Here is a 21,249-nt window from a genome sequence, read left to right as displayed (position 1 = left end):
CCTCCGGCTCGGTTCAGGGTGATCATCGCTTGCCCAGCACGCTACGGGTGGGTAACCCCCGGCGTCCAGACCCGGCCGAGGCGGTTTCGGCACCGCCGGACCCCCCGTCAGCCCTCCGCCGCGTCCAGCCCCCGCGGCAGCCGCAGTGCCGCCACCGCCCCCAGAGCCAACAACCCCGCGCTCACCGCCAGCGTCACATGCAGACCGTGCACGAACGCGTCCCGCGCCGCCGCGCGCAGTGCCGTGCCCGCCGGGCCGTCGAGGCGCTCCGCGACCTCGTACGCCTCGCCCAGCGAGTGGCTCGCGGCCCGGGCCGCCGCGCTCGGGACGCCCGGGACCCCGTCCACGCCCGGCGCGTACGCCGCGTTCATGACGCTGCCGAGCAGTGCGATGCCCATGCCCGCCCCCAGCTGGTACGACGTCTCGCCGATCGCGGCCGCGCCGCCCGCCGATTCCGCGGGGGCCTCGCTCAGCATCGACTCGTACGCCCCGAAGAGCGTGGTCTCCAGGCCGAAGCCGAGCAGGACGAACCCGGCGACCAGCGCGTAAGGGCGGTCTTCCCGGCCCATCACGGTCAGCGAGAGCACCGCCATCGCCGTGAGCACGAAACCGGCCGAGACCATGGCGCGCGGCCCGAACCGCTGGAGCACCCGTGAGCCCGCGAGGCCCGCCGCCATCGCGGCGAGCGTGAGGGGCAGCAGGCGCAGGCCCGTCTCCAGCGGGGTGAGGCCGAGGACGAGCTGGAGGTACTGCGCGGCGACCAGCTCCAGCCCGACCAGCGCCAGCATGGCCAGGACGATGCAGCCGACGGAGGTGCCGAAGGCGGGCCGGGCGAACATCGTCAGGTCGACGAGCGGATGCTCCCGCCGTCGCTGCCGCCTTACGAAGACGACGAGGAGCGCGGCCCCGAGCGCCGCCGGGACGACCGTGCCCAGTGAGAGCGCCTCCGCGCCGCCCACCCGCTTGACCCCGTAGACGACGCCGAACAGGCCGAACGCCGCCATCAGCGCGCCGAGGACATCCCAGGGACCGTCGTGGTCGCCGGTCGACTCGGGCAGCAGCCGGCGGCCGACGGGGAGGCTGACGGCCATGAGCGGGATGTTGATGAGGAAGACGGAGCCCCACCAGAAGTGCTCCAGCAGGAAGCCGCCGAGCAACGGCCCGACGGCCGCGCCCACCGCCGCCACCGCGCTCCAGACGCCGATGGCCAGGGCGCGCTCCCGACGGTCGGGGAAGACCTGCCGGAGGATCGAGAGCGTCGCCGGCATGATCATCGCGCCGCCGGCGCCCAGCAGCGCCCGGGCGGCGATCAGGATCTCCGGTGTGGGCGCGAGGGCGGCGAGCGCGGAGGCCACGCCGAAGAGGGTGTAGCCGAGGAGCAGCACCCGGCGGCGGCCGACCCGGTCGCCGAGAGTGCCGAAGAGGATGAGCAGCGAGGCGCAGACGAGGGGGTAGACGTCGACGATCCACAGCAGCTGTATCGCGCCCGGGCGCAGGTCCTCCGTGACGGCCGGGACCGCGACGTGCAGCACGGTGGCGTCGACGGCGACCAGGAGCAGGCTGACGCAGAGGACGACGAGCACGGTCCACCGGCTCGACGAGGCGGCACCCGGCCCTTCCGCGCGGCGCGGCCGGAGCCGCTGCCGGGGAACGCCGACCGGCCGTCGGGGGCCGGCGGTGGTCGTCCCGGACATCCACACACCTCCGTGTCATGCGCTCGCGGCCATGGGGCCGGGGAAACCGGTTGGGGACTGATGGGCCCCGGCGGTACCAGGGGGCGAGTGAGTCGACAGCGTACGCGAGTCCCGCCGGAACCCACGTGGCCCCTCTCACGTCGTGGGGCTGGGACAATCGATCGGTGACCGTTCGCGCTTCCTCCACCTCACCGGCCTCCGCCGGCGCGGCCCCCTCCGGCATATCCGCCGAGGTCGGTGCCGGTGCCCGCGCCGACGCCGCCGTCGGGGTCCCCGCCGGCGTCCGCGTCGGCGGGCGGCCCGCGCGGGTCCGTGCCGCGCTGCGCCGGGCGGCGCCCGCGCTGCTGCTCTACGCGGCGGTGCGGGTGCTGGGAGTCGTGGCGCTGGCGCTGTGGGGGATGGCGGACGGCAAGGAGGCGCGTCATCTGCTGTCGGCGCGCTGGGACTCCATCTGGTACGCCCGCATAGCCGAGCAGGGGTACGGCTACACCCTCCATCTGGCGGGCGGGAAGGTCCATTCCGATCTGGCGTTCTTCCCGCTGCTGCCCTGGCTGGAGCGGTCGCTGTCGGCGGCCCTGCCGCTGTCGGCACCGGACGCGGGCCTGGTGGTCTCGGCGGTCGCCTCGCTCGCCGCCGCGTGGGGGATCTTCGCGGTCGGCTCGCTCGCCTACGGGCGGCAGGCCGGGGTGGCGCTGGTGGTGCTGTGGGCGGCGCTGCCAGTGGGTGTCGTGCAGTCGATGGCGTACTCGGAGTCGCTGTTCACGGCGCTGGCGGCGTGGAGTCTGTACTGCGTGCTGACCGGCCGGTGGGCGTGGGCGGGTGCGCTGGCGGCGCTGACCGGGCTGACCCGGCCGGTGGGAGCGGCCGTGGTGGCGGCGGTCTGGCTGACCGCGGCGGTGGCGCTGGTCCGGGCGCGCCGCCGGGGCGGGGCGCCGCCGTTCGCCCGGGTGCTGCCGGGAGTGGTGCTCGCGCCGCTGGGCTGGCTGGCGTATGTCGTCTGGGTGGGGGTGCGCACCGGTTCCGCCACCGGTTATCTCGATGTCCAGGGCGGCTGGGGCAATGGTTTCGACGGTGGGCTGGCCTTCGGCTCGTTCATCTGGGAGCGGCTGACGGGGCCGGCCTGGCCGGCGGGGGTGGCGCTGCTGCTCGGTGTGGCCCTGGTGATCCGGCTGTATCTGGCCGGAGTGCGTCAGGGGCAGCCACTGCCGTTGCTCGTCTATACGGGGACGGTGCTGCTGCTGGCGCTCACGGCCAAGGGGTACTTCGGGTCCAAGCCGCGGCTGATGCTGCCGGCCTTCCCCCTGCTGCTGCCCTTGGCGGTGGCCCTGGCCCGGCTACGCACGGTACGCGCGGTGACGGTGATGACGGCTGTCGCGCTTGCGTCGGCGGTCTATGGCGCGTTCTGGCTGCACGGTTCCGGCCCGCCATGATCGTAATTCCCGGGCGCCCCGGCGGGGCGCCGGGAAACGGCACGGAACCCCTCGGCCACATACCGATAAACGCGGTCCCACGAAAAGGAATTAATGCCTCACCAGGCTTTGACCAAAGCCGCCCCGCGTTTCTTTAACCGATTCTTATTCGGCAGTTTCAAACATGCGTCGAGCCACGATTGAGACGCATTCCACATCACATCGTCATCACAAAGAGCCTCGATCGGCCGAACCCTCCTGTCACGCAATGTAACGTCGATTGAGTGCGTACCAACGACGAGCTCGTCCCTGCGGAGGAGCGCTCCCAACCCGTGCGGCCGCGGATGACCCGGACCCGTCTGGGCATCTTCGTGGCGACCTCCGTGGTCTACGTGGCCATCGTGGTCGGCGTGCTCACCACGTCCTGGCCGGTGCGCTTCGACTGGCAGGTCATGCTCTTCCGGCCCTACAAGCAGTGGCCGGAGATCCACGCCTTCCTCGACTACTTCGTGGTCCTGGGCCAGCGCGGCCCGACCGCCGTGGCCGTCGCGGCGTGGCTCGGCTGGTGTACGTACAAACAGAAGACCCTGCGCCCGCTGCTGGTGCTGGGCACGTCGCTGCTGCTGCTCAACGCGACCGTGGGCGCCGCCAAGATCGGCATGGGCCGGCTCGGTCCGCACTACGCCACCGCCGTCGGCTCGAACGAGATGTTCGCGGGCGGCGACATATTCCCCTCGGGGCACACCGCGAACGCGGTGGTGACCTGGGGCGTCCTCGCCTATCTGGCCACCACGCCGCGCACCCGGCGGATCTCCTCGGTGTGCGCCGCGATGCTGGCGCTCGGCGTCGGGATGACCACGGTCTACCTGGGCACGCACTGGATGAGCGACGTCACCCTGGGCTGGACCGCCGGTCTGCTGGTGCTGCTGGCCCTGCCCTGGTTCGAGCCGCTGATGGCCCGCACCGAGGCCTGGCTGCTGGGCGTGTGGCTGCGGCTGCGCAGCGGCCGGCTGCTCACCGCGCCCGTCTCCGTACCGGTCGCGACGTCCGTGCCGCTGGGCGCGCCGCGCGCCCCGGCCGACGACGAACTGCCGGTCCGCGAGCCCGTGGGCGCCGGCAGCCGCTCGGGCGGCGGGACGGTCGCCCGGGTCGCCGACGGCAGAACGCATCTGCTGCCCCGGCCGCACACGGCCCGCTCCGAGCGGAGCCCGGTCACCCCGGCCGGCAGCCGTCGGCCGCCGCACGCCGACCGGGTGCCGCGCGGCACCCCCTTCGGCCCGTCGGCCGGGCGCGGCCGGGCCTGAGCCCGCCGGCGCCGGCCGGCCACGGAACACCGCGAAGGCGGCCCCGGAGATCCTCCGGGGCCGCCTTCGCGCGTCCAGGCCGCTGCTCGGCCGTCAGCCCTTCCAGCAGCGTCGTACGGTGCCGTGCTCGACCTCCAGGTTCAGCCGGCCGGCGCGGTACTCCATGGTGACGATCGCGCCGGGCGGCAGCGTCCGTACGTCCGTCCAGCCGCGGGCGCGCGCCCGGGCGGCGGCGTCGTCGGCGGAGCGACCGACGTAGGCGGCGGGGTCGTCGTCGGGATCGGCGGGGAGTCCGGGGAGGGTTGCCATGGCAGCCACCGTAGGCGGCCGGGCGGGCCACCGCCCAGCCTCCCATCTCCCCCCGGTCCGCCACTGGTCACACTTCTGTCACAGTGCCACCGAGGGGGTTTGCGTTGAATTCCCTCACCCCCACGGGGTGTTCCTTTTCCCTCCCGATGCCTCCACAAAAACTCGCCGGGGAATTCACCACACTTTCCCGGACGACCCTGGCGCAACTTCCCCGGAGCCCCGGCGAATTCCCGTCCCACGCCCCCTGCCCGGCATTGATCCAACGGAATTGCCGGGGGCCCGGCCCTATCGGCGCCGGAGCCTTCGGAATTTCATGTTCCGGAACGTCCCGGCGGCGAGGCGCCCTCGCGCGCGACGCGCAGCCGGAGCATCATGGCGGGTGCCCGCGAGGACACTCGCGTATCCGAGAGCACCACAGGCGAGGGGGCACGGATGGGGACCGACACCGCGCAGGCCGCCGCGGCCGGACCGGCCGGGCCGGCCGGGGAGCGCAGCCCCGGCCGGATCATCGTGGACTGGCTGACGACGACCGACCACAAGAAGATCGGGAACCTCTACCTGATCACATCGTTCGGCTTCTTCCTCATCGGCGGGCTGCTCGCCATGCTGATGCGCGCCGAGCTGGCCCGCCCCGGGCTCCAGCTGATGAGCAACGAGCAGTTCAACGAGGTGTTCACCGCGCATGGCACGATCATGCTGCTGCTGTTCGCCACCCCGGCCTTCGCGGGCTTCGCCAACGCGATCATGCCGCTTCAGATCGGCTCGCCCGACGTGGCGTTCCCCCGGCTGAACATGTTCGCCTACTGGCTCTATCTCTTCGGCGGATTGATCGTGGTCGCCAGCCTGCTGATGCCCGAGGGCGGCGCCTCCTTCGGCTGGACCGCCTACGCCCCGCTGAACAGCGAGGCCCGGTCGCCGGGCATGGGCGCCGATATGTGGATCATGGGGCTGGCCCTGGCGGGCTTCGGCACCATCCTCGGCGCGGTGAACTTCCTGACCACGATCATCGGGATGCGCGCCCCCGGGATGACGATGTTCCGGATGCCGATCTTCACCTGGAACGTGCTCTTCACCTCGATCCTCGTCCTGCTCGCCTTCCCCGTGCTGGCGGCGGCGCTGCTCTCCCTGGAGGCGGACCGGCGGTTCGGGGCCCTGGTCTTCGAGCCCCAGTGGGGCGGGGCGCTGCTGTGGCAGCACCTGTTCTGGTTCTTCGGCCACCCCGAGGTGTACATCATCGCGCTGCCGTTCTTCGGCATCATCACCGAGATCATCCCGGTGTTCTCCCGCAAACCGATCTTCGGCTATATCACGCTGATCGGCGCCACCACGGCCATCACGGCCCTGTCGGTGGTGGTCTGGGCGCACCACATGTTCGCCACCGGCGCGGTGCTGCTGCCCTTCTTCTCGTTCATGTCGTTCCTGATCGCGGTGCCGACCGGGGTGAAGTTCTTCAACTGGATCGGCACGATGTGGCAGGGCTCGCTGTCCTTCGAGACGCCCATGCTGTGGGCGGTGGGCTTCCTGGTCAGCTTCCTCTTCGGCGGTCTGACCGGGGTGATCCTCGCCTCGCCGCCGCTGGACTTCCACGTCACCGACACCTACTTCGTCGTGGCGCACTTCCACTACGTGGTCTTCGGAACGGTGGTCTTCGCGACGTTCGCCGGCTTCTACTTCTGGTGGCCGAAACTCACCGGGAAGATGCTGGAGGAGCGGCTGGGGAAGCTCCACTTCTGGACCCTCTTCACCGGCTTCCACCTCACCTTCCTCGTCCAGCACTGGCTGGGCGCCGAGGGGATGCCCCGCCGCTACGCCGACTACCTGGCGGCCGACGGCTTCACCGCGCTCAACACCGTCTCCTCGATCGGGGCGTTCCTGCTGGGCCTGTCCAACCTGCCGTTCTTCTACAACATCTGGAAGACCGCCAAGTACGGGAAGAAGGTCGAGGTGGACGACCCCTGGGGGTACGGACGCTCACTGGAGTGGGCGACCTCCTGCCCGCCGCCCCGGCACAACTTCATCCGTCTCCCGCGCATCCGCTCCGAGTCCCCGGCCTTCGACCTCCACCACCCGGAGGACACCGGGCGGGAACGGCCGCACGCCGCGGCCGAGTCCACCGGCTGAGCCCGGCCGGCTACCGGCCCGCCCCCGGCGGGCACTCGCCGATCCGCACCGAAAGGTCGTTGTCGGCGGTGTAGTACGGGCCCGCCTGGGCAGGGGCATACGGAGCGGTCACATCCCGCGCCGGGTAGACGAAGACGTGCTTCTTGTCGGCGACGTCGTCCAGGATGCGGGCCAGGCGGACCGGGGTCCCCTCCGGCCCGCGCAGCCACAGGTCCCACACCTCGGGGCCGCCGCGCCACGGCGCGCACAGCCCGGCGAAAGGGAGGGTGAAGGCGAAGTCCTGCCCCTCGGCCACGGTGAGCGGGACCGTGACGGTCAGGTCCGCCCGCCGGCGGCGGGCCTCCAGGACCGCCCCCGCCAGCCAGGCCCCGGGGTCCTCCACCCGGTAGAGCGTGCCCTGGACGGTTATGCCCTCGGGGTCGACGAGCACGTCCCCGGCCTCCGCGTGCGGGGCGCGCTGCCAGCTGCGCAGCGAGAGGTTGCCGTGCTCGGTGGCGTAGGGGATGCGCACGGCCAGCGGGGAGGTGCTGGGGCCGGGCCGGCGGTCGATCAGGGAGCGCAGATCGGCGAGGCCGGGCAGCAGCCGTCGCGGGGTGTCCTCGCCACAGGCCAGATGGACGTCCCAGCGCCCCTCGGGCAGGGCGACGGTGCTGGGCAGCACGGCCCGCAGCCGGCCGTCGCCGTTGGCGGTGAGCGGCAGCCGGACCTCCTCCTCGTCCTCCTCGCGGCCCCGGAGGCGCAGCACGAGCGCGGCGGACCAGTGGGCTTCGGCGGCCCGGCCGGGGGCGTCGAGGTCGAAGGTGAGCCCGCCCGCGGAGTCCGCGATGCAGTCGGCGCGGGGGTTCCCCGCGCCAGCGGCCAGGGGAGGGGCAGACACGATGACGCTCTCCTCGGAAGTGGTGGTCGGGGCCGGCGGGGCGGCCGCCGCGGCGGGGCGGTCCCCGGCCCGCTCGGGCACGGTGGGCTGGGTCGGCGTCATGCGGCTCGTACCTTCCGCAGGGCGGAGCGGCCCCGGTCCTTGGCCTGGAAGGCCGTGCTGAGCAGGGCGCCCCGGGTGCGGTGGAGCCCGCCGCGGAGGCCGCCGCGCGTGCGCAGGCCGGCGAAGAGGGTCTCGTAGCGGGCGGCGACGGCCGCCGGGTCGAAGCGCGCCGAGCTCGCCAGCGCCGCCGCGCCCATGCGCCGGCGCAGCTCGTCGTCGTTGATCAGCCGCAGCAGCCCGGCGGCGATGGCCTCGGTCCGTCCGACGGGTACCAGCAGGCCGTCGGTGCCATCGGTGATGATCTCGCCGGGGCCGTGCGGGCAGTCGGTGGCCACCACCGGCAGCCCGCAGCGCATCGCCTCGACGATCGTCATGCCGAAGGACTCCAGGCTGGAGGTGACCGCGCCGATGGACCCCTTGACCCACTCGGGCTCCAAGGGGCTGGCGGGGCCCATGAGGTAGACGTGGTTGTAGAGACCGAGCTTGTCGATCAGTGTCCGCAGCGAGGCCCGCTCGGCACCGGCCCCGTAGATCCGCAGCCGCCAGTCGGGGCGCTCGGCCACGACCAGGGCGAAGGCGCGGACGAGGACGTCGTACCGCTTGACGGGGGCCAGCCGCCCGGCCGCGACCACCCATTTGCCGCTGCCGTCGGCGGGCGCGACCCCCGGTACGGGCACCCCGTTGGGCACGGCCTCGACGCGCACGCCGGGCAGCCGCATCAGCCGCCGGTAGGTGCGGGCGTCCGCCTCGGTGACGGTGGTGACGGCGTCGAGGCGCGGATAGTGCGCCCGCAGCACCCGCTTGAGCTGCCCGGAGTGGGTGCCGAGCGTCAGGTGCTCCTGCCCGACGCGCACCGGGCCGCGCCGGGCCTGCTGGGCGATGTGCACATTGAGGCCGGGCCGGGTGCCGACGACCACGTCGCACTCCAGGCGGCGCAGGTGCTCGGCGATCCGGCGGTCCGTCAGCAGGCTGTACTGCCCGTGGCGCCCCTCGGCGGCGGGGAAGACGACGGCGGGGCGCCGGTGCTCCGGGTCGTCGCCCTCGTAGCCGGGGCCTCCTCTGCGCAGGTCCACCAGGTGCCGCAGCCGTACCTTGCCGTCGGGGGCGAGAACGGGCTCCTCCCGGTGCCGGAAGACGGAGACGATCTCCACGTCGTGCTGCTCGGCGAGGGTGCCGGCGAGGGTGTGGGTGCTCCGGATCGTGCCGCCGATCCCGTACGCGTTGTGGATCAGGAATGAGATGCGCATTCGTCCCCATGCCGCCGTATGCCGCGGATCCGTCCCGGGCCCGCCTCTACCGAGAGGTTAGACCGCGGGAGGGGGCACGGGGTTGGCCTTGATCGCCAAGTCGTGCTTCAAGCGTTGCCCCATCGGTAGCCGCACCCGGGAACTTTTCCGGAGCGTGACCCATGCCATGGATCATCCGTTGTCTCCTTACGAGCCGGGAACCACCCGGTTCATCCGCGCCCTGCGACGAGAACAACCGACCTACCAGGTTTCGAGGAGCCCCCGTGCCGCGCATGCTCGCTGTCAGCGACGAGGTACGTGCCGAGATCGGCGACGAAGAGGCGGAGCGACTGCTCGGCGGCGAGAACGCCCCGGATGTGTACGACTGCACCTCCTGCCGTACCCCCGGCCACACCGGCCAGGTGCCCACCAGCACCGTGCTGTTCGTCGGCGAGGAGACGGCCGTGCTGGCCTTCGCCCACGCCAGCTGCATCCCTTCCCAGGTCGTCCCGGTCTCCGAGGCGCAGCTGCAAGGCGCCGTCGCCTCGATCACGGCCGAGGACGGCGGGCCCACGGGCATCCGGCGCGAGGTGCCGCTCCAGGCGGAGCTGGGGGTGACGAGCGGGCTGGTGCTGGTCGGCGGCGAGGTGCTGCCGGCGCTGGTGGTCGAGCCGCTGGGGCCGATCGCCCGCCCGGGCACCGACGGGCCGGTGGATGTGTTCCTGGAGCTCCTCACCGAACAGGGCTTCGCCCCGGTCGCCGATGTCGGCCAGGCCCCGGCGGTGCTCCCGGGCTGGTCGGTGCTGCTCGCCATGGGCCGGCTGCACGCGGTCCTCCAGCCGCCGGCCGGCGGTGCCGCGCCCCAGGCGTGGTGGCAGGCGCACCAGGCGATGCAGGTCGCCGACGGCTGGCGGGCCGCCGTCAACAAGACGCGCCGGGTGCTGGTCTACTGCGCCCCGGTGGGGACGATCGGCTCCCAGCCCCGGGAGGACCTGCTGCGGGAGGCGCTGGACCGGGCCGCGGCGACCGGGCGTCTGGTGGGGGCGGCCATGCCGCTCGCGGGCACATGAACGGGGGGCGCGTGAACGGGTACGAGGCGGACGAGCCGGAGTCGCGCTCCCCGGCGAACCGGGACTTTTATCCCGTTGTCCACCCGGGCGGGACGCTCCCCGCCATCCATTCGCCGCGTGGACCGCATCCGACGGGCCTTGAGGTCGTTGGCAGGGATGTGTACTCATACGAACCCGCCCGGACCTCGTACCCGAACCACATCCCCGGCATGCGGCCACCCCGCGACGCCTCTGCGGAGAGTCACCCCGCCTCGGTCACCCCGATCTTCGACGCCCTCTGCTCCGAATACCGGCGGGCCTTCCGGGCCCTGCCCGGTGACCGCTCCGGCGAGGAGGAGCTGACCTTCAAGGCCTTCGGCCACCGCGGCACCTACGGCTACGTCGGTCAGCTCACCAGCCCGGCCACGTACCCCGGTCCCTCGGGGTACAACGCGGTCTGGGATTCGTACTACGGACGGCAGCGCGGCGGTCAGCTGCCCGCGCTGCCCCCGGGACAGCGGGACGGCCGCGGCCGGGGCTTCTAGGACTCCCCCGGGCCCCGAGCCGCCCCGGCGTGCCCCGCGTTACTTCTTCTTGCCCCGCTTCTCACGGACACGCACCGACATGTGGATCGGCGTGCCCTCGAAGCCGAACTCCTCACGCAGTCGGCGCTCGACGAAGCGGCGGTAACCGGCCTCCAGGAAGCCGGAGGCGAAGAGCACGAAGCGCGGCGGCTTGGTGCCCGCCTGCGTACCGAAGAGGATGCGCGGCTGCTTGCCGCCCCGGATCGGGTGCGGGTGGGCCGCGACGAGCTCGCCGAGGAAGGCGTTCAGCCGGCCGGTGGGGATCCGGGTCTCCCAGCCCGCCAGCGCGGTCTCGATCGCCGGGACGAGCTTCTCCATGTGCCGGCCGGTACGCGCCGAGACATTGACCCGGGGCGCCCAGGCGATCTGCTGGAGCTCGGTCTCGATCTCCCGCTCCAGGTAGTAGCGACGCTCCTCGTCGAGGTTGTCCCACTTGTTGAACGCGATGACCATGGCACGGCCGGCCTCGACGGCCATGGTGATGATGCGCTGGTCCTGGACGCTGATGGACTCGCTGGCGTCGATGAGGATGACCGCGACCTCGGCCTTCTCCACCGCGGCGGCGGTGCGCAGGGAGGCGTAGTAGTCGGCGCCCTCCTGGAGGTGGACGCGCTTGCGGATGCCCGCGGTGTCCACGAACTTCCAGGTGGTGCCGCCCAGCTCGATCAGCTCGTCGACCGGGTCTCGGGTGGTGCCGGCCAGCTCGTTGACGACGACCCGCTCCTCGCCCGCGACCTTGTTCAGCAGGGAGGACTTGCCGACGTTCGGACGGCCGATCAGCGCGATGCGGCGCGGACCGCCGAGCGCGGCGCCGAAGGTCTGGGCCGGGGCCTCGGGCAGCGCCTTGAGGACCTCGTCGAGCATGTCGCCGGTACCGCGGCCGTGCAGCGCGGAGACCGGCATCGGCTCGCCCAGGCCCAGCGACCACAGCATGGCGGCGTCGGCCTCGGAGGAGGGGCCGTCGACCTTGTTGGCGCACAGCACGACGGGCTTGCCCGCGCGGCGCAGCAGCTTGACGACGGCCTCGTCGGTGTCGGTGGCGCCGACGGTGGCGTCCACGACGAAGACCACGGCGTCGGCGGCCTCGATCGCGTACTCCGCCTGGGCGGCGACGGACGCGTCGATGCCGAGCACGTCCTGCTCCCAGCCGCCGGTGTCGACGACCTTGAAGCGGCGGCCGGCCCACTCGGCCTCGTAGGTGACGCGGTCACGGGTGACGCCGGGGCGGTCCTCGACGACGGCCTCGCGGCGGCCGATGATGCGGTTCACCAGCGTCGACTTGCCGACGTTGGGGCGGCCGACGACGGCGAGCACGGGCAGCGGGCCGTGACCGGCCTCGCCGATCGCGCCCTCCACCTCGTCGGCGTCGAAGCCCTCCTGCGCCGCGAGCTCCATGAACTCCGCGTACTCGGCGTCGCCAAGCTCACCGTGCTCGTCGCCGGTGTGGATCTGGTCGTCCATGAAGTCCGTTCCTCGTTCTTCTCTATCGTCGGCGGACCCTTACGGCCCGCTACTTCAAGTCTCGGTCAGCGGCCGGTCAGCCGCTTGGCGTCCGCCAGGTGCGCGCCCAGGCGCTCCTGGATGCGCGTGGTCGCCTCGTCCAGCGCCTTGCGCGTGCGCCTGCCGCTGCCGTCACCCGCCTCGAACGGGTCTCCGAAGACCACGTCGACGCGGCTGCGCAGCGGCGGCACACCCCGTACGGCCCGGCTCTTGCGCTCGCCGCTGCCCAGGACGGCCACCGGCACGATCGGCGCGCCCGACCGTACGGCGAAGTAGGCCAGGCCCGCGCGGAGCGAGGCGAAGTCGCCCTCGCCCCGGGAGCCCTCCGGGAAGATGCCCAGCACGCCGCCGTCCGCCAGGATCTTCAGCGCGCCGGTGACGGCCGTGCGGTCGGTGCCCGAGCGGTCGACCTCCAGCTGGCCGATGCCGCGCAGGAAGGGGCCGAGCGGGCCCACGAACGCTTCCTTCTTGATCAGGAAGTGCACGGGCCGGGGGGCGGTGCCCATCAGCATCGGGCCGTCGATGTTGTGGGTGTGGTTGACGGCCAGTATGCAGGGCCCGTCGGCGGGCATCCGCCAGGCGCCCAGCACCCGGGGCTTCCACAGCCCGTACATCAGGCCGATGCCGATCCGCCGCCCGACGGCGGCACCGGAGGACGAGGTCACGCCGACCGCTTCTCCTCGCCGCGTCGCTCCTCCACCAGCGTGACCACGCACTCGATGACCTGCTCCAGCGTCAGCTCGGTGGTGTCCACCTCGACGGCGTCGGCGGCCTTGGCCAGCGGGGAGGTCTTCCGGCCGGAGTCGGCCGCGTCCCGCTTGATCAGCGCTGCCCGGGTGGCGGCCAGGTCGCCGGCCTCCTTGCCCTTGAGCTCACCGCTGCGGCGGGCGGCACGCGCCTCCGGGGAGGCGGTGAGGAAGATCTTGAGGTCGGCGTCCGGGAGCACGGTGGTGCCGATGTCCCGGCCCTCGACGACGATGCCGTACGGCGCCTCGGCGGCGATGGTGCGCTGGAGCTCGGTCATCCGGGTGCGCACCTCCGGCACGGCGCTGACCGCGCTGACGGCCGAGGTGACCTCCCGGGTGCGGATGGGCGCAGAGGCGTCCGCGCCGTCGACCATGATCGTGGGCGCGGACGGGTCGGTGCCGGAGACGATCTCCGGCTTGCCCGCGGCGTCGGCCACGGCGGCCGGGTCGTTCACATCGATGCCGTTGCTCAGCATCCACCAGGTGATCGCCCGGTACTGGGCGCCGGTGTCCAGATAGCGCAGGCCCAGCTTGGCCGCGACGGCCTTGGACGTGCTGGACTTGCCCGTGCCGGAGGGGCCGTCGATGCCGACGACGACTGCTGCCGGAGCGGTCCGGGCGGCGGTTTCCACGGTGAAGTGCACCTTCCTCGTACACGGGGCGTTTCCTGGCGGATCGCCTTGATGGCTCACTCAAGGTTACTGGCTCGCCGGACCGGCCCGCGCCGCCGTACGGCCCCGGGGCCGTACGGGCCCTACTGGCGGACCGCCCAGCCCCGGTCGCGCAGGGTCGCGACCAGGCCCGCCGCGGCGGTGGGCTCGACCATCAGCTGGATCAGACCCGACTGCTGGCCCGTGGCGTGCTCGATCCGGACGTCCTCGATGTTGACGCCCGCGCGGCCCGCGTCCGCGAAGATCCGGGCCAGCTCGCCCGGCTGGTCGCCGATGAGGACGATCACCGTCTCGTACGCGGCCGGGGCCGCGCCGTGCTTGCCCGGCACCCGGGCCCGGCCGTCGTTGCCGCGCCGCAGCACGTCCTCGATGCCGGCCGCGCCGCCCCGGCGCTTGTCCTCGTCGGCGGACTCCAGGGCGCGCAGCGCCCGTACGGTCTCGTCGAGATCGGCGGCGACGCCCGCGAGGACCTCGGCCACCGGGCCGGGGTTGGCGGAGAGGATGTCGAGCCACATCCGGGGGTCGGAGGCGGCGATCCGGGTGACGTCGAGGATGCCCTGGCCGCACAGGCGCACGGCCGTCTCGTCGGCGTTCCGCAGCCGGGCGGCGACCATGCTGGAGATCAGCTGCGGGGTGTGGGAGACCAGCGCGACGGCCCGGTCGTGGGCGTCGGCCTCCATCACGACGGGCACCGCCCGGCACAGGGCGACCAGCTCCAGGGCGAGGTTGAGGACCTCGGTGTCGGTACCGGGGGTCGGGGTGAGCACCCAGGGCCGGCCCTCGAAGAGGTCGGCGGTGGCCGCCATGGGCCCGGAGCGCTCCCGGCCGGCCATCGGGTGGGTGCCCAGATAGCCGCTGAGGTCGCAGCCGAGCGCCTCCAGCTCACGGCGGGGGCCGCCCTTGACGCTGGCGACGTCGAGATAGCCGCGGGCGAGACCGCCCCGGATCGCCTCGGCGAGGGTCGCCGCGACATGCGCGGGGGGTACGGCCACGATGGCCAGGTCCACGGGCCCGTCGGGCGCCCGGTCCGTGCCGGCGCCGCGCGCCGCGGCCGTACGGGCCTGGGCCGGGTCGTGGTCCATCAGGTGCACTCGCACACCGCGGCCCGCGAGGGCGAGGGCGGCGGACGTGCCGATCAGTCCGGTTCCGATGACGAGGGCGGTTCTCACGCCCCCAGCCTAGTGGGGCGGCCGGGTCCGCATGATCGGGACGGTCGTGATCCGGACGGCGCGATCCGGACGCTGCCGTCAGCCCGCCGTACGGGACGGCCGGGGCCGGGTCGGGTAGAACGATGTCCATGATCTATCACGTGGTGCCCCTGGACGACTGGCTGGCCGTGCCCGACCGCCCCTACTCCCCCGCCTCCCTCTCCGAGGAGGGCTTCGTCCACTGCTCGCCCGACGAGGAGACCACGCTGGCCGTGGCGACGGCGTTCTACGGCGATGTGCCGGGACCGCTGATGGTGCTACTGATCGACGAGCACAAGCTGGACGTGATGGTCCGCTGGGAGGCCGCCGCGCCCGCCCCGCCGCCCGGCGTGGCCCCCGGCACCCTTTTCCCGCACGTCTTCGGCCGGATCACCCGCGACGCGGTCGAGGGGATGATGGAGATCCAGCGCGACGAGAAGGGGCGGGCGACGGGGCTGACGGTATGGTCCTGACCTCCTGAAACCCGGGTGACGCACGGTCGCCCGCCGACGACAATCACCGTATGCGCGCCACTCCTCCCCCGGCCCACCACGCCCTGGTGACCGGGCACACGGTCTACTCCTGCGTCATGGGCTCCCGGGCCTTCGGCCTGGCCACCGAGGCCAGCGACACCGACCGGCGCGGCGTGTTCGTGGCGCCGACGGCACTCTTCTGGGGCTTCGACAAGCCCCCGACGCATGTGGAGGGCCCGGAGGAGGAGCGCTTCTCCTGGGAGCTGGAACGCTTCTGCGAGCTGGCGCTGCGGGCCAATCCCAACGCCCTGGAAACCCTCCACTCCCCGCTGGTCGAGCACGTGGACGCGACGGGGCGCGAGCTGCTGGAGCTGCGCGGGGCGTTCCTCTCGCGCCGGGCCCACCAGAGCCACGTCGGCTATGCCAGGGCCCAGTACCGGCGGTTCCGCCAGGAGGCGCCGCGCTGGAAGCACGTCATGCACATGCTGCGGCTGCTCACCTCGTGCCGCGATCTGCTGCGCACGGGGGCGCTGTCGCTGGACGTCGGTGACCAGCGGGACCGCTTCCTGGCCGTGCGGCGCGGCGAGGTGCCGTGGGACCGGGTCGAGGCGTGGGCGGCACGGCTGTTCGAGGAGTGCGAGGAGGCTCTGCGGGGGACGCCGCTGCCGGAGGAGCCGGACGCGGCGCGTGTGGAGGACTTCCTGATCCGGGTGCGCCGGACGGGCTGCTGCGCTTTGTCCTCGAACGCCGGACGGGCCGATTTCGGCCCGTCCGGCGTTTGAGAACCGGGGTCCGGGGCGGAGCCCCGGGAAACGCTGCCCTACAGGTCGACCTCGCCCATCAGCATGCCGACCTCCGTGTTGGTCAGGCGGCGCAGCCAGCCCGACTTCTGGTCGCCCAGGGCGATGGGGCCGAACGAGGTGCGGACGAGCTTCTCGACCGGGAAGCCCGCCTCGGCGAGCATGCGGCGGACGATGTGCTTCCGGCCCTCGTGGAGGGTGACCTCGACGAGGTAGTTCTTGCCGGTCTGCTGGATGACGCGGAAGTTGTCCGCGCGGGCCCAGCCGTCCTCCAGCTGGATGCCGCTCTTGAGCTGCTTGCCGATGTCGCGCGGCAGCGGGCCCGTGATCGCGGCCAGGTAGGTCTTCTGCACGCCGTAGCGGGGGTGCGTCAGACGGTGGGCGAGCTCACCGTGGTTGGTGAGCAGGATGATGCCCTCGGTCTCCGTGTCGAGCCGGCCGACGTGGAAGAGCCGGGTGTCACGGTTGGTGACGTAGTCGCCGAGGCACTGGCGGCCGTCGGGGTCCTCCATGGTGGAGACGACGCCGGCCGGCTTGTTCAGCGCGAAGAACAGGTACGACTGGGTGGCGACCGTCAGGCCGTCGACCTTGATCTCGTCCTTGTCCGGGTCGACGCGCAGACCCTGCTCGGTGACGATCTGCCCGTTGACCTCGACGCGGGCCATCTCGATCAGCTCTTCGCAGGCGCGGCGCGAGCCCATGCCGGCACGGGCCAGCACCTTCTGGAGGCGCTCGCCCTCCTGCTCGGCGCCGGGGAAGGTCTTGGGGGTCTTCACCTGCGGCTTGTTGTGCCGCTCCCGGTTACGCTCCTCGATCTTGGCGTCGAGCTCGCGCGGGCGGGCCGGGGCATAGCCGTGGCCACGGGCGGGACCGCTGCTGCGCCCGCCGGCACCGGCCGTGGAGCTCTTGCGGGGGCCGCCCTTGGCGCCGCCGCGGGCCGACGCGCCACGACCGCTCGTGGGACCGCTCTGGCGGCCGCTGGTGGCGCCGCCCCGGGTGCGCTCGGCGTCCGGGCCCACGTCGTAGCGGCGCTCCTCGGGGCGCGGACGGCGAGGACGCTCCTGCTGCCGGTCGTCCCGGCGCTCGTCACGCCGGTCCCCGGCGCGACCGCCGTCGTAACGCCCGCCCTCGGAGCGGCCACCGCCGTGGCCACCACCGGAGCGACCACCCTCGGAGCGGCCGCCACCGCTGTAGCCGCCGCCACCGGAGCGCCCGCCGCCGTAGCTCCCGCCGCCGGAGCGGCCGCCGCTCTCGGGGCGCCCGCCGCCGGAACGACCGCCGCCCGCGCGCCCGCCACCGGACCCCGGACGGGGGGACCCTCCTCGGGCACCCCGGTTGTCCCGGTCGCCGCTTCCGCTGTTCCTGCCGCTGCTTCGCATCAAAATTCCGTCTTGTCGTCGTCGGTGTCCGGTGCGTCCGGATCGAACGACGGCACACCTTCCTGAGTGTCGCCCTCGATCGCTTCCGCCTCGGGGAGGAAGGGGGCGAGCTCCGGGAGCTCGTCCAGGCCGCGCAGGCCCATGCGCTCCAGAAAGTAATTCGTCGTCCTGTACAGGATCGCACCTGTTTCGGGTTCCGTCCCCGCCTCCTCCACCAGACCGCGCTGGAGCAGGGTGCGCATGACGCCGTCGCAGTTCACTCCGCGTACGGCCGAGACCCGTGAACGGCTGACCGGCTGACGGTACGCGACCACGGCCAGAGTCTCCAGCGCGGCCTGGGTGAGCCGGGCCTGCTGGCCGTCGAGGACGAAGGCCTCGACCGCGTCGGCGTACTCGGGGCGGGTGAAGAAGCGCCAGCCGCCCGCCACCTGGCGCAGCTCGAAGCCGCGCCCCTGGATCGTGTACTCGTCGGCCAGCTCGCGCAGCGCGTCGGCGATCTCGCGGCGGGGCCGGTCGAGGACCTTCGCGAGGTGCTCGTCGGTGGCCGGCTCGTCGACGACCATCAGGACGGCCTCCAGCGCGGGCTTCAGGGCGAGCCGGGCGGTCTCCTCCCGGCCCGGCTGCCCGGGGTGCGTCGTCTCGGTCACTGTGCGTTCTCCTCCGGATCGTTCTCCGGCTCGGTCCCGGGCTCACGGTCGAACTCGTCGGTCACCAGCGGGGCGGCGTCGTCCGTGCCGCCCGTCCAGCGGACCGTCAGGGCCCCCAGCGCCTCGCCCTGGTCCAGGGCGACGGCCTTCTCGCGGTAGAGCTCCAGCAGGGCCAGGAAGCGCGCCACGACCGTCAGGGTGTCCGCGGCGTCGGCGGTGAGCTGTGCGAAGGTCGCCTCGCCCGTGGCCCTGAGCCGGCCCACGACGACCTCGGCCTGCTCCCGGACGCTGACCAGGGGCGCGTGGATGTGGTCGACGTAGACCTGCGGCGGGGGCTTGGGCGCCATGGCCTTGGCGGCCAGCTCGGCCAGGCGCCCGGGGCCGATGCCGAGGACGACCTCGGGCAGCAGCTCCGCGTGGTGCGGCTCCAGGCCGACCGTACGGGGGTGGCGGCGGCCCTCGTGGGCCAGCCGGCCGCTGAGGATCTCCGCGATCCGCTTGTACGCCCGGTACTGGAGCAGCCGGGCGAAGAGCAGGTCGCGGGCCTCCAGGAGGGCGAGGTCCGCCTCGTCCTCGACCTCGGCGGCGGGCAGCAGCCGGGCCGCCTTGAGGTCGAGGAGCGTCGCGGCGACGACCAGGAACTCGGTGGTCTGGTCCAGGTCGAAGTCGGGTCCCATGGCGCGGATGTGCGCCATGAACTCGTCGGTGACCTTGGAGAGGGCCACCTCGGTGACGTCGAGCTTGTGCTTGGCGATCAGCTGGAGCAGCAGGTCGAAGGGGCCTTCGAAATTCGCCAGCCGGACGGTGAACCGCCCGTCGCCTCCGGCGGGGGTCTCCGGCGCTCCCGCCCCTGCGGGCGGCTCCGGTGCCGGCTCCGCCGCGGGGCCCTGCGGCCCCGGGGCCGCGTCGTCGGTGGCCTCGGCCACGAGGGGGCCGGCCCCGGAGGTCGTGTACTCGGCAGGCTCGCCCTCGGGCGTCACGTCCGCGACGGGGCCCGGCGCGGCGGGTGGCGCGGGCTCGGGCCGGGTGCCCGGGCCGTGGCCCAGGGCACGGCGGGCCGGAGAGGGGGCGGCGGCTGCGGGCATCGGGTTTCCAGGGTGGGGCGGAACGAGCCGTAAAGGCCGGGATCAGCGAGGCTAGCGCAGCGAAACCGCTCAGCGGCCGCGCAGGCGCCGTACGAGGATGCTCGCGTCGCCGCGCTGCTCCAGGTCGGCCAGGACGACCGCGACGGCCTCCCGGACGATCCTGCCCCGGTCGACGGCGAGCCCGTGCTCGCCGCGCAGCACCAGCCGGGCGTGTTCGAGGTCCATGAGCTCCTCGGCGGAGACATAGACCGTGATCTTCTCGTCGTGCCGCTCCCGGCCGCTGGGGCGGCGTCCGGACGCGCGGCCGCGGCGCTTGGGCTGGGCGGGGGCGACGGGCTCGGCCACGCGGGCCGCCGGGGGCTGGGGGGCGGCGGCGCGCCGCTCGGCCTCCGGCTCCTGGCCCGTGGCGGCGGGGACGGCCGCGGTGCGGCCCTCGGGGACGGCGGCGGCCGTCTTGCCCGGCCGCTCGCCGTCGGGCGCGTCACCCGGGCCCGGCACCCTCGGCGGCGTCTCGCCGTTCGCCTTGCGGCGCGGGCTGGAGGACTGGAGCCCCATCCCGCCGGTGGTGCGGAACAGTTCGTCGGCGCCGGGCAGGCTCACTCGGCGTGACAACGGGCGAGCACCTCCCTGGCCAGCTGGCGGTACGCGGCGGCACCCACGGAGTTGGACGCGTAGGTGGTGATGGGCTCGCCCGCGACCGTGGTCTCGGGGAAGCGGACCGTACGGCCGATGACCGTGTGGTAGACGTGGTCGTCGAACGCCTCGACCACCCGCGCGAGGACCTCACGGCTGTGCACGGTGCGCGAGTCGTACATCGTGGCGAGGATGCCGTCGAGCTCCAGCTCCGGGTTGAGCCGCTCCTGGACCTTCTCGATGGTCTCGGTGAGCAGGGCGACACCGCGCAGCGCGAAGAACTCGCACTCCAGGGGGACGATCACCTTGTGAGCCGCCGTCAGGGCGTTGACGGTGAGCAGGCCCAGCGAGGGCTGACAGTCGATCACGATGTAGTCGTAGTCGGCCATCAGGGGCTTCAGGGCCCGCTGGAGAGTGGACTCGCGGGCCACCTCGCTGACCAGCTGGACCTCGGCCGCCGACAAATCGATATTGCTGGGCAGCAGGTCCATATTGGGGACCGCCGTCTTCAGCAGGACCTCGTCGGCCTGCATGCCCCGCTCCATGAGCAGGTTGTAGACCGTCAGGTCCAGCTCCATCGGGTTGACGCCGAGGCCGACGGAGAGCGCGCCCTGCGGGTCGAAGTCGACGAGGAGCACCCGGCGGCCGTACTCCGCCAGCGCGGCACCCAGATTGATGGTCGAGGTGGTCTTGCCGACCCCGCCCTTCTGGTTGCACATGGCGATGATCTTCGCCGGGCCGTGGTCCGCCAGCGGTCCGGGGATGGGGAAGTACGGCAGGGGGCGCCCGGTCGGGCCGATGCGCTCACGGCGCTGACGGGCCGCGTCCGGGGCGAGAGTGGCCGCGTACTCGGGGTCGGGCTCGTACTCCGCGTCGGGGTCGTAGAAGTGCCCCTCGGGCACCTTCTCGTAGTCGGCGAGACGGGTGGACTCCGCCCCGTCGCCGGCCATGGCGTTCATGTGGTGACCGTCCATGCTCTGGTGGGCTGTCGTCATGCTCTGGATGTCCTGGTGCGCTGCGTGTGCTGAGTAGGTGTGGACAGCGACGGAGCCGACAGCGTGGAGTCCCACGGGACTCGGCCCCTGCGCAGGGATTCCTGGGTGACCACCCCCGGGAGCAAATGTCGACTCATTCACAAGTCGTCCTACCTCCTTGGTGACCAGGAAACATCTAGATACGTCAGCGTGGCACCATGCCGACGGTTGGCGACTCTATGGCGTGTCGGCGGTCCACAGCAACACAATCCGCCGGAGACGGCACGATGTGTCGGCAATCGAACACCCTTCTGTCAAGGGTGTTCGGCGGATAACCCGGAAGAATCACGGGCGGGTCAAACCATGGCGAAACGCCCCGGCCGGGGGGGGGGGGCGGCGCGGCCGGCGCGGCGGCGTGGCGGAGCAGTACCGCGCGAGGGGGCGGGGCCGACGCGGCGGGGGGGTAGAGGTGCTACGGC

General features: G+C 72.9%; 20 protein-coding genes. 7 read left to right on the top strand and 13 right to left on the bottom strand.

From position 1 onward, the window contains the following. Nucleotides 1-107: 107 nt before the first annotated feature. Entirely contained in the window at nucleotides 108-1,694 is a 1,587-nt protein-coding gene (locus AB0E98_RS32850; RefSeq protein ID WP_361709952.1) for an MFS transporter, read from the bottom strand. 320 nt (nucleotides 1,695-2,014) lie between these two features. On the opposite strand from AB0E98_RS32850, the gene AB0E98_RS32845 reads away from it, so the two are divergent. Together AB0E98_RS32845 and AB0E98_RS32840 are read left to right on the top strand one after the other, a co-directional pair. After that, nucleotides 2,015-3,124, top strand: a complete 1,110-nt coding sequence (locus AB0E98_RS32845) for a hypothetical protein (protein WP_361710003.1) — start codon at nucleotides 2,015-2,017, stop codon at nucleotides 3,122-3,124. A gap of 263 nt (nucleotides 3,125-3,387) precedes the next feature. Further along, entirely contained in the window at nucleotides 3,388-4,407 is a 1,020-nt protein-coding gene (locus AB0E98_RS32840) for a phosphatase PAP2 family protein (RefSeq protein WP_361709950.1), read from the top strand. Between the two features lie 93 nt (nucleotides 4,408-4,500). Here the strand turns inward: AB0E98_RS32840 and AB0E98_RS32835 are convergent, their stop codons facing one another. Continuing rightward, a complete protein-coding gene (locus AB0E98_RS32835; RefSeq protein WP_361709947.1) occupies nucleotides 4,501-4,716 on the bottom strand; it encodes an I78 family peptidase inhibitor in 216 nt (71 codons plus the stop codon). 432 nt (nucleotides 4,717-5,148) lie between these two features. On the opposite strand from AB0E98_RS32835, the gene ctaD reads away from it, so the two are divergent. Beyond that, nucleotides 5,149-6,837, top strand: coding sequence for a cytochrome c oxidase subunit I (ctaD, locus tag AB0E98_RS32830; protein WP_361709944.1), 1,689 nt, complete (start codon nucleotides 5,149-5,151; stop codon nucleotides 6,835-6,837). Nucleotides 6,838-6,847: 10 nt separating this feature from the next. On the opposite strand, the gene AB0E98_RS32825 is transcribed toward ctaD, so the two are convergent. Both AB0E98_RS32825 and AB0E98_RS32820 read right to left on the bottom strand, forming a co-directional pair. After that, a complete protein-coding gene (locus AB0E98_RS32825) occupies nucleotides 6,848-7,816 on the bottom strand; it encodes a hypothetical protein (protein WP_361709941.1) in 969 nt (322 codons plus the stop codon). Next, nucleotides 7,813-9,063 carry a glycosyltransferase family 4 protein gene (locus AB0E98_RS32820; RefSeq protein ID WP_361709938.1) on the bottom strand — a complete coding sequence of 417 codons (1,251 nt, stop codon included), beginning with the start codon at nucleotides 9,061-9,063 and terminating at the stop codon, nucleotides 7,813-7,815. The genes AB0E98_RS32825 and AB0E98_RS32820 overlap by 4 nt, the downstream gene beginning before the upstream one ends. Nucleotides 9,064-9,326: 263 nt before the next feature. Between AB0E98_RS32820 and AB0E98_RS32815 the strand changes: the two genes are divergently transcribed. After that, on the top strand, nucleotides 9,327-10,112 hold the full coding sequence (locus tag AB0E98_RS32815; protein ID WP_361709936.1) for a hypothetical protein: 786 nt from the start codon (nucleotides 9,327-9,329) through the stop codon (nucleotides 10,110-10,112). Between the two features lie 209 nt (nucleotides 10,113-10,321). Further along, complete coding sequence (locus tag AB0E98_RS32810) at nucleotides 10,322-10,636, top strand: hypothetical protein (RefSeq protein WP_311612473.1); 315 nt, start codon at nucleotides 10,322-10,324, stop codon at nucleotides 10,634-10,636. Nucleotides 10,637-10,675: 39 nt separating this feature from the next. Here the strand turns inward: AB0E98_RS32810 and der are convergent, their stop codons facing one another. From der to AB0E98_RS32790, 4 genes are all read right to left on the bottom strand, one after another. After that, entirely contained in the window at nucleotides 10,676-12,136 is a 1,461-nt protein-coding gene (der, locus tag AB0E98_RS32805; RefSeq protein ID WP_361709933.1) for a ribosome biogenesis GTPase Der, read from the bottom strand. A 65-nt stretch (nucleotides 12,137-12,201) separates the two neighbouring features. Further along, entirely contained in the window at nucleotides 12,202-12,789 is a 588-nt protein-coding gene (locus AB0E98_RS32800; RefSeq protein WP_361710000.1) for a lysophospholipid acyltransferase family protein, read from the bottom strand. A 47-nt stretch (nucleotides 12,790-12,836) separates the two neighbouring features. Further along, nucleotides 12,837-13,553 carry a (d)CMP kinase gene (gene cmk, locus AB0E98_RS32795; protein ID WP_361709930.1) on the bottom strand — a complete coding sequence of 239 codons (717 nt, stop codon included), beginning with the start codon at nucleotides 13,551-13,553 and terminating at the stop codon, nucleotides 12,837-12,839. Nucleotides 13,554-13,675: 122 nt separating this feature from the next. Beyond that, entirely contained in the window at nucleotides 13,676-14,761 is a 1,086-nt protein-coding gene (locus AB0E98_RS32790; RefSeq protein ID WP_361709927.1) for a prephenate dehydrogenase, read from the bottom strand. A 128-nt stretch (nucleotides 14,762-14,889) separates the two neighbouring features. Here AB0E98_RS32790 and AB0E98_RS32785 point away from each other — a divergent pair, with 128 nt between their 5' ends. Further along, a complete protein-coding gene (locus AB0E98_RS32785) occupies nucleotides 14,890-15,252 on the top strand; it encodes a DUF952 domain-containing protein (RefSeq protein WP_361709924.1) in 363 nt (120 codons plus the stop codon). A 50-nt stretch (nucleotides 15,253-15,302) separates the two neighbouring features. Beyond that, nucleotides 15,303-16,034, top strand: coding sequence for a nucleotidyltransferase domain-containing protein (locus AB0E98_RS32780; protein WP_361709921.1), 732 nt, complete (start codon nucleotides 15,303-15,305; stop codon nucleotides 16,032-16,034). A gap of 38 nt (nucleotides 16,035-16,072) precedes the next feature. Here AB0E98_RS32780 and AB0E98_RS32775 read toward each other — a convergent pair whose 3' ends face one another. The 5 genes from AB0E98_RS32775 to AB0E98_RS32755 form a co-directional block, all read right to left on the bottom strand. Then, nucleotides 16,073-17,431 carry a pseudouridine synthase gene (locus AB0E98_RS32775; protein WP_361709918.1) on the bottom strand — a complete coding sequence of 453 codons (1,359 nt, stop codon included), beginning with the start codon at nucleotides 17,429-17,431 and terminating at the stop codon, nucleotides 16,073-16,075. Further along, a complete protein-coding gene (scpB, locus tag AB0E98_RS32770; protein ID WP_361709917.1) occupies nucleotides 17,431-18,078 on the bottom strand; it encodes an SMC-Scp complex subunit ScpB in 648 nt (215 codons plus the stop codon). Before scpB ends, AB0E98_RS32775 begins: the two co-directional genes overlap by 1 nt. Further along, nucleotides 18,075-19,163, bottom strand: coding sequence for a segregation/condensation protein A (locus AB0E98_RS32765; RefSeq protein ID WP_361709914.1), 1,089 nt, complete (start codon nucleotides 19,161-19,163; stop codon nucleotides 18,075-18,077). Before AB0E98_RS32765 ends, scpB begins: the two co-directional genes overlap by 4 nt. A gap of 69 nt (nucleotides 19,164-19,232) precedes the next feature. Continuing rightward, complete coding sequence (locus AB0E98_RS32760) at nucleotides 19,233-19,775, bottom strand: hypothetical protein (RefSeq protein ID WP_361709911.1); 543 nt, start codon at nucleotides 19,773-19,775, stop codon at nucleotides 19,233-19,235. Continuing rightward, a complete protein-coding gene (locus tag AB0E98_RS32755; RefSeq protein ID WP_361709997.1) occupies nucleotides 19,760-20,890 on the bottom strand; it encodes a ParA family protein in 1,131 nt (376 codons plus the stop codon). The genes AB0E98_RS32760 and AB0E98_RS32755 overlap by 16 nt, the downstream gene beginning before the upstream one ends. Nucleotides 20,891-21,249 lie beyond the last annotated feature (359 nt).

The sequence above is a fragment of the Streptomyces sp. NPDC037389 genome (assembly GCF_040636475.1).
GTDB classification, from domain to species: Bacteria; Actinomycetota; Actinomycetes; order Streptomycetales; family Streptomycetaceae; genus Streptomyces; species Streptomyces hesseae.
The sequence above is the reverse complement of the archived record's forward strand: the minus strand, read 5'-3'. Positions and strand labels throughout refer to the sequence as shown.

What these genes read in the sequence shown, in the direction of transcription:
- AB0E98_RS32850 (WP_361709952.1), bottom strand. Translation starts at nt 1,694, where the DNA reads ATGTCCGGGACGACCACCGCCGGCCCCCGACGGCCGGTCGGCGTTCCC.
- AB0E98_RS32835 (WP_361709947.1), bottom strand. Translation starts at nt 4,716, where the DNA reads ATGGCAACCCTCCCCGGACTCCCCGCCGATCCCGACGACGACCCCGCC.
- ctaD (WP_361709944.1), top strand. Translation starts at nt 5,149, where the DNA reads ATGGGGACCGACACCGCGCAGGCCGCCGCGGCCGGACCGGCCGGGCCG.
- AB0E98_RS32825 (WP_361709941.1), bottom strand. Translation starts at nt 7,816, where the DNA reads ATGACGCCGACCCAGCCCACCGTGCCCGAGCGGGCCGGGGACCGCCCC.
- AB0E98_RS32820 (WP_361709938.1), bottom strand. Translation starts at nt 9,063, where the DNA reads ATGCGCATCTCATTCCTGATCCACAACGCGTACGGGATCGGCGGCACG.
- AB0E98_RS32810 (WP_311612473.1), top strand. Translation starts at nt 10,322, where the DNA reads ATGCGGCCACCCCGCGACGCCTCTGCGGAGAGTCACCCCGCCTCGGTC.
- der (WP_361709933.1), bottom strand. Translation starts at nt 12,136, where the DNA reads ATGGACGACCAGATCCACACCGGCGACGAGCACGGTGAGCTTGGCGAC.
- AB0E98_RS32800 (WP_361710000.1), bottom strand. Translation starts at nt 12,789, where the DNA reads ATGTACGGGCTGTGGAAGCCCCGGGTGCTGGGCGCCTGGCGGATGCCC.
- AB0E98_RS32785 (WP_361709924.1), top strand. Translation starts at nt 14,890, where the DNA reads ATGATCTATCACGTGGTGCCCCTGGACGACTGGCTGGCCGTGCCCGAC.
- AB0E98_RS32780 (WP_361709921.1), top strand. Translation starts at nt 15,303, where the DNA reads ATGCGCGCCACTCCTCCCCCGGCCCACCACGCCCTGGTGACCGGGCAC.
- AB0E98_RS32775 (WP_361709918.1), bottom strand. Translation starts at nt 17,431, where the DNA reads ATGCGAAGCAGCGGCAGGAACAGCGGAAGCGGCGACCGGGACAACCGG.
- AB0E98_RS32765 (WP_361709914.1), bottom strand. Translation starts at nt 19,163, where the DNA reads ATGCCCGCAGCCGCCGCCCCCTCTCCGGCCCGCCGTGCCCTGGGCCAC.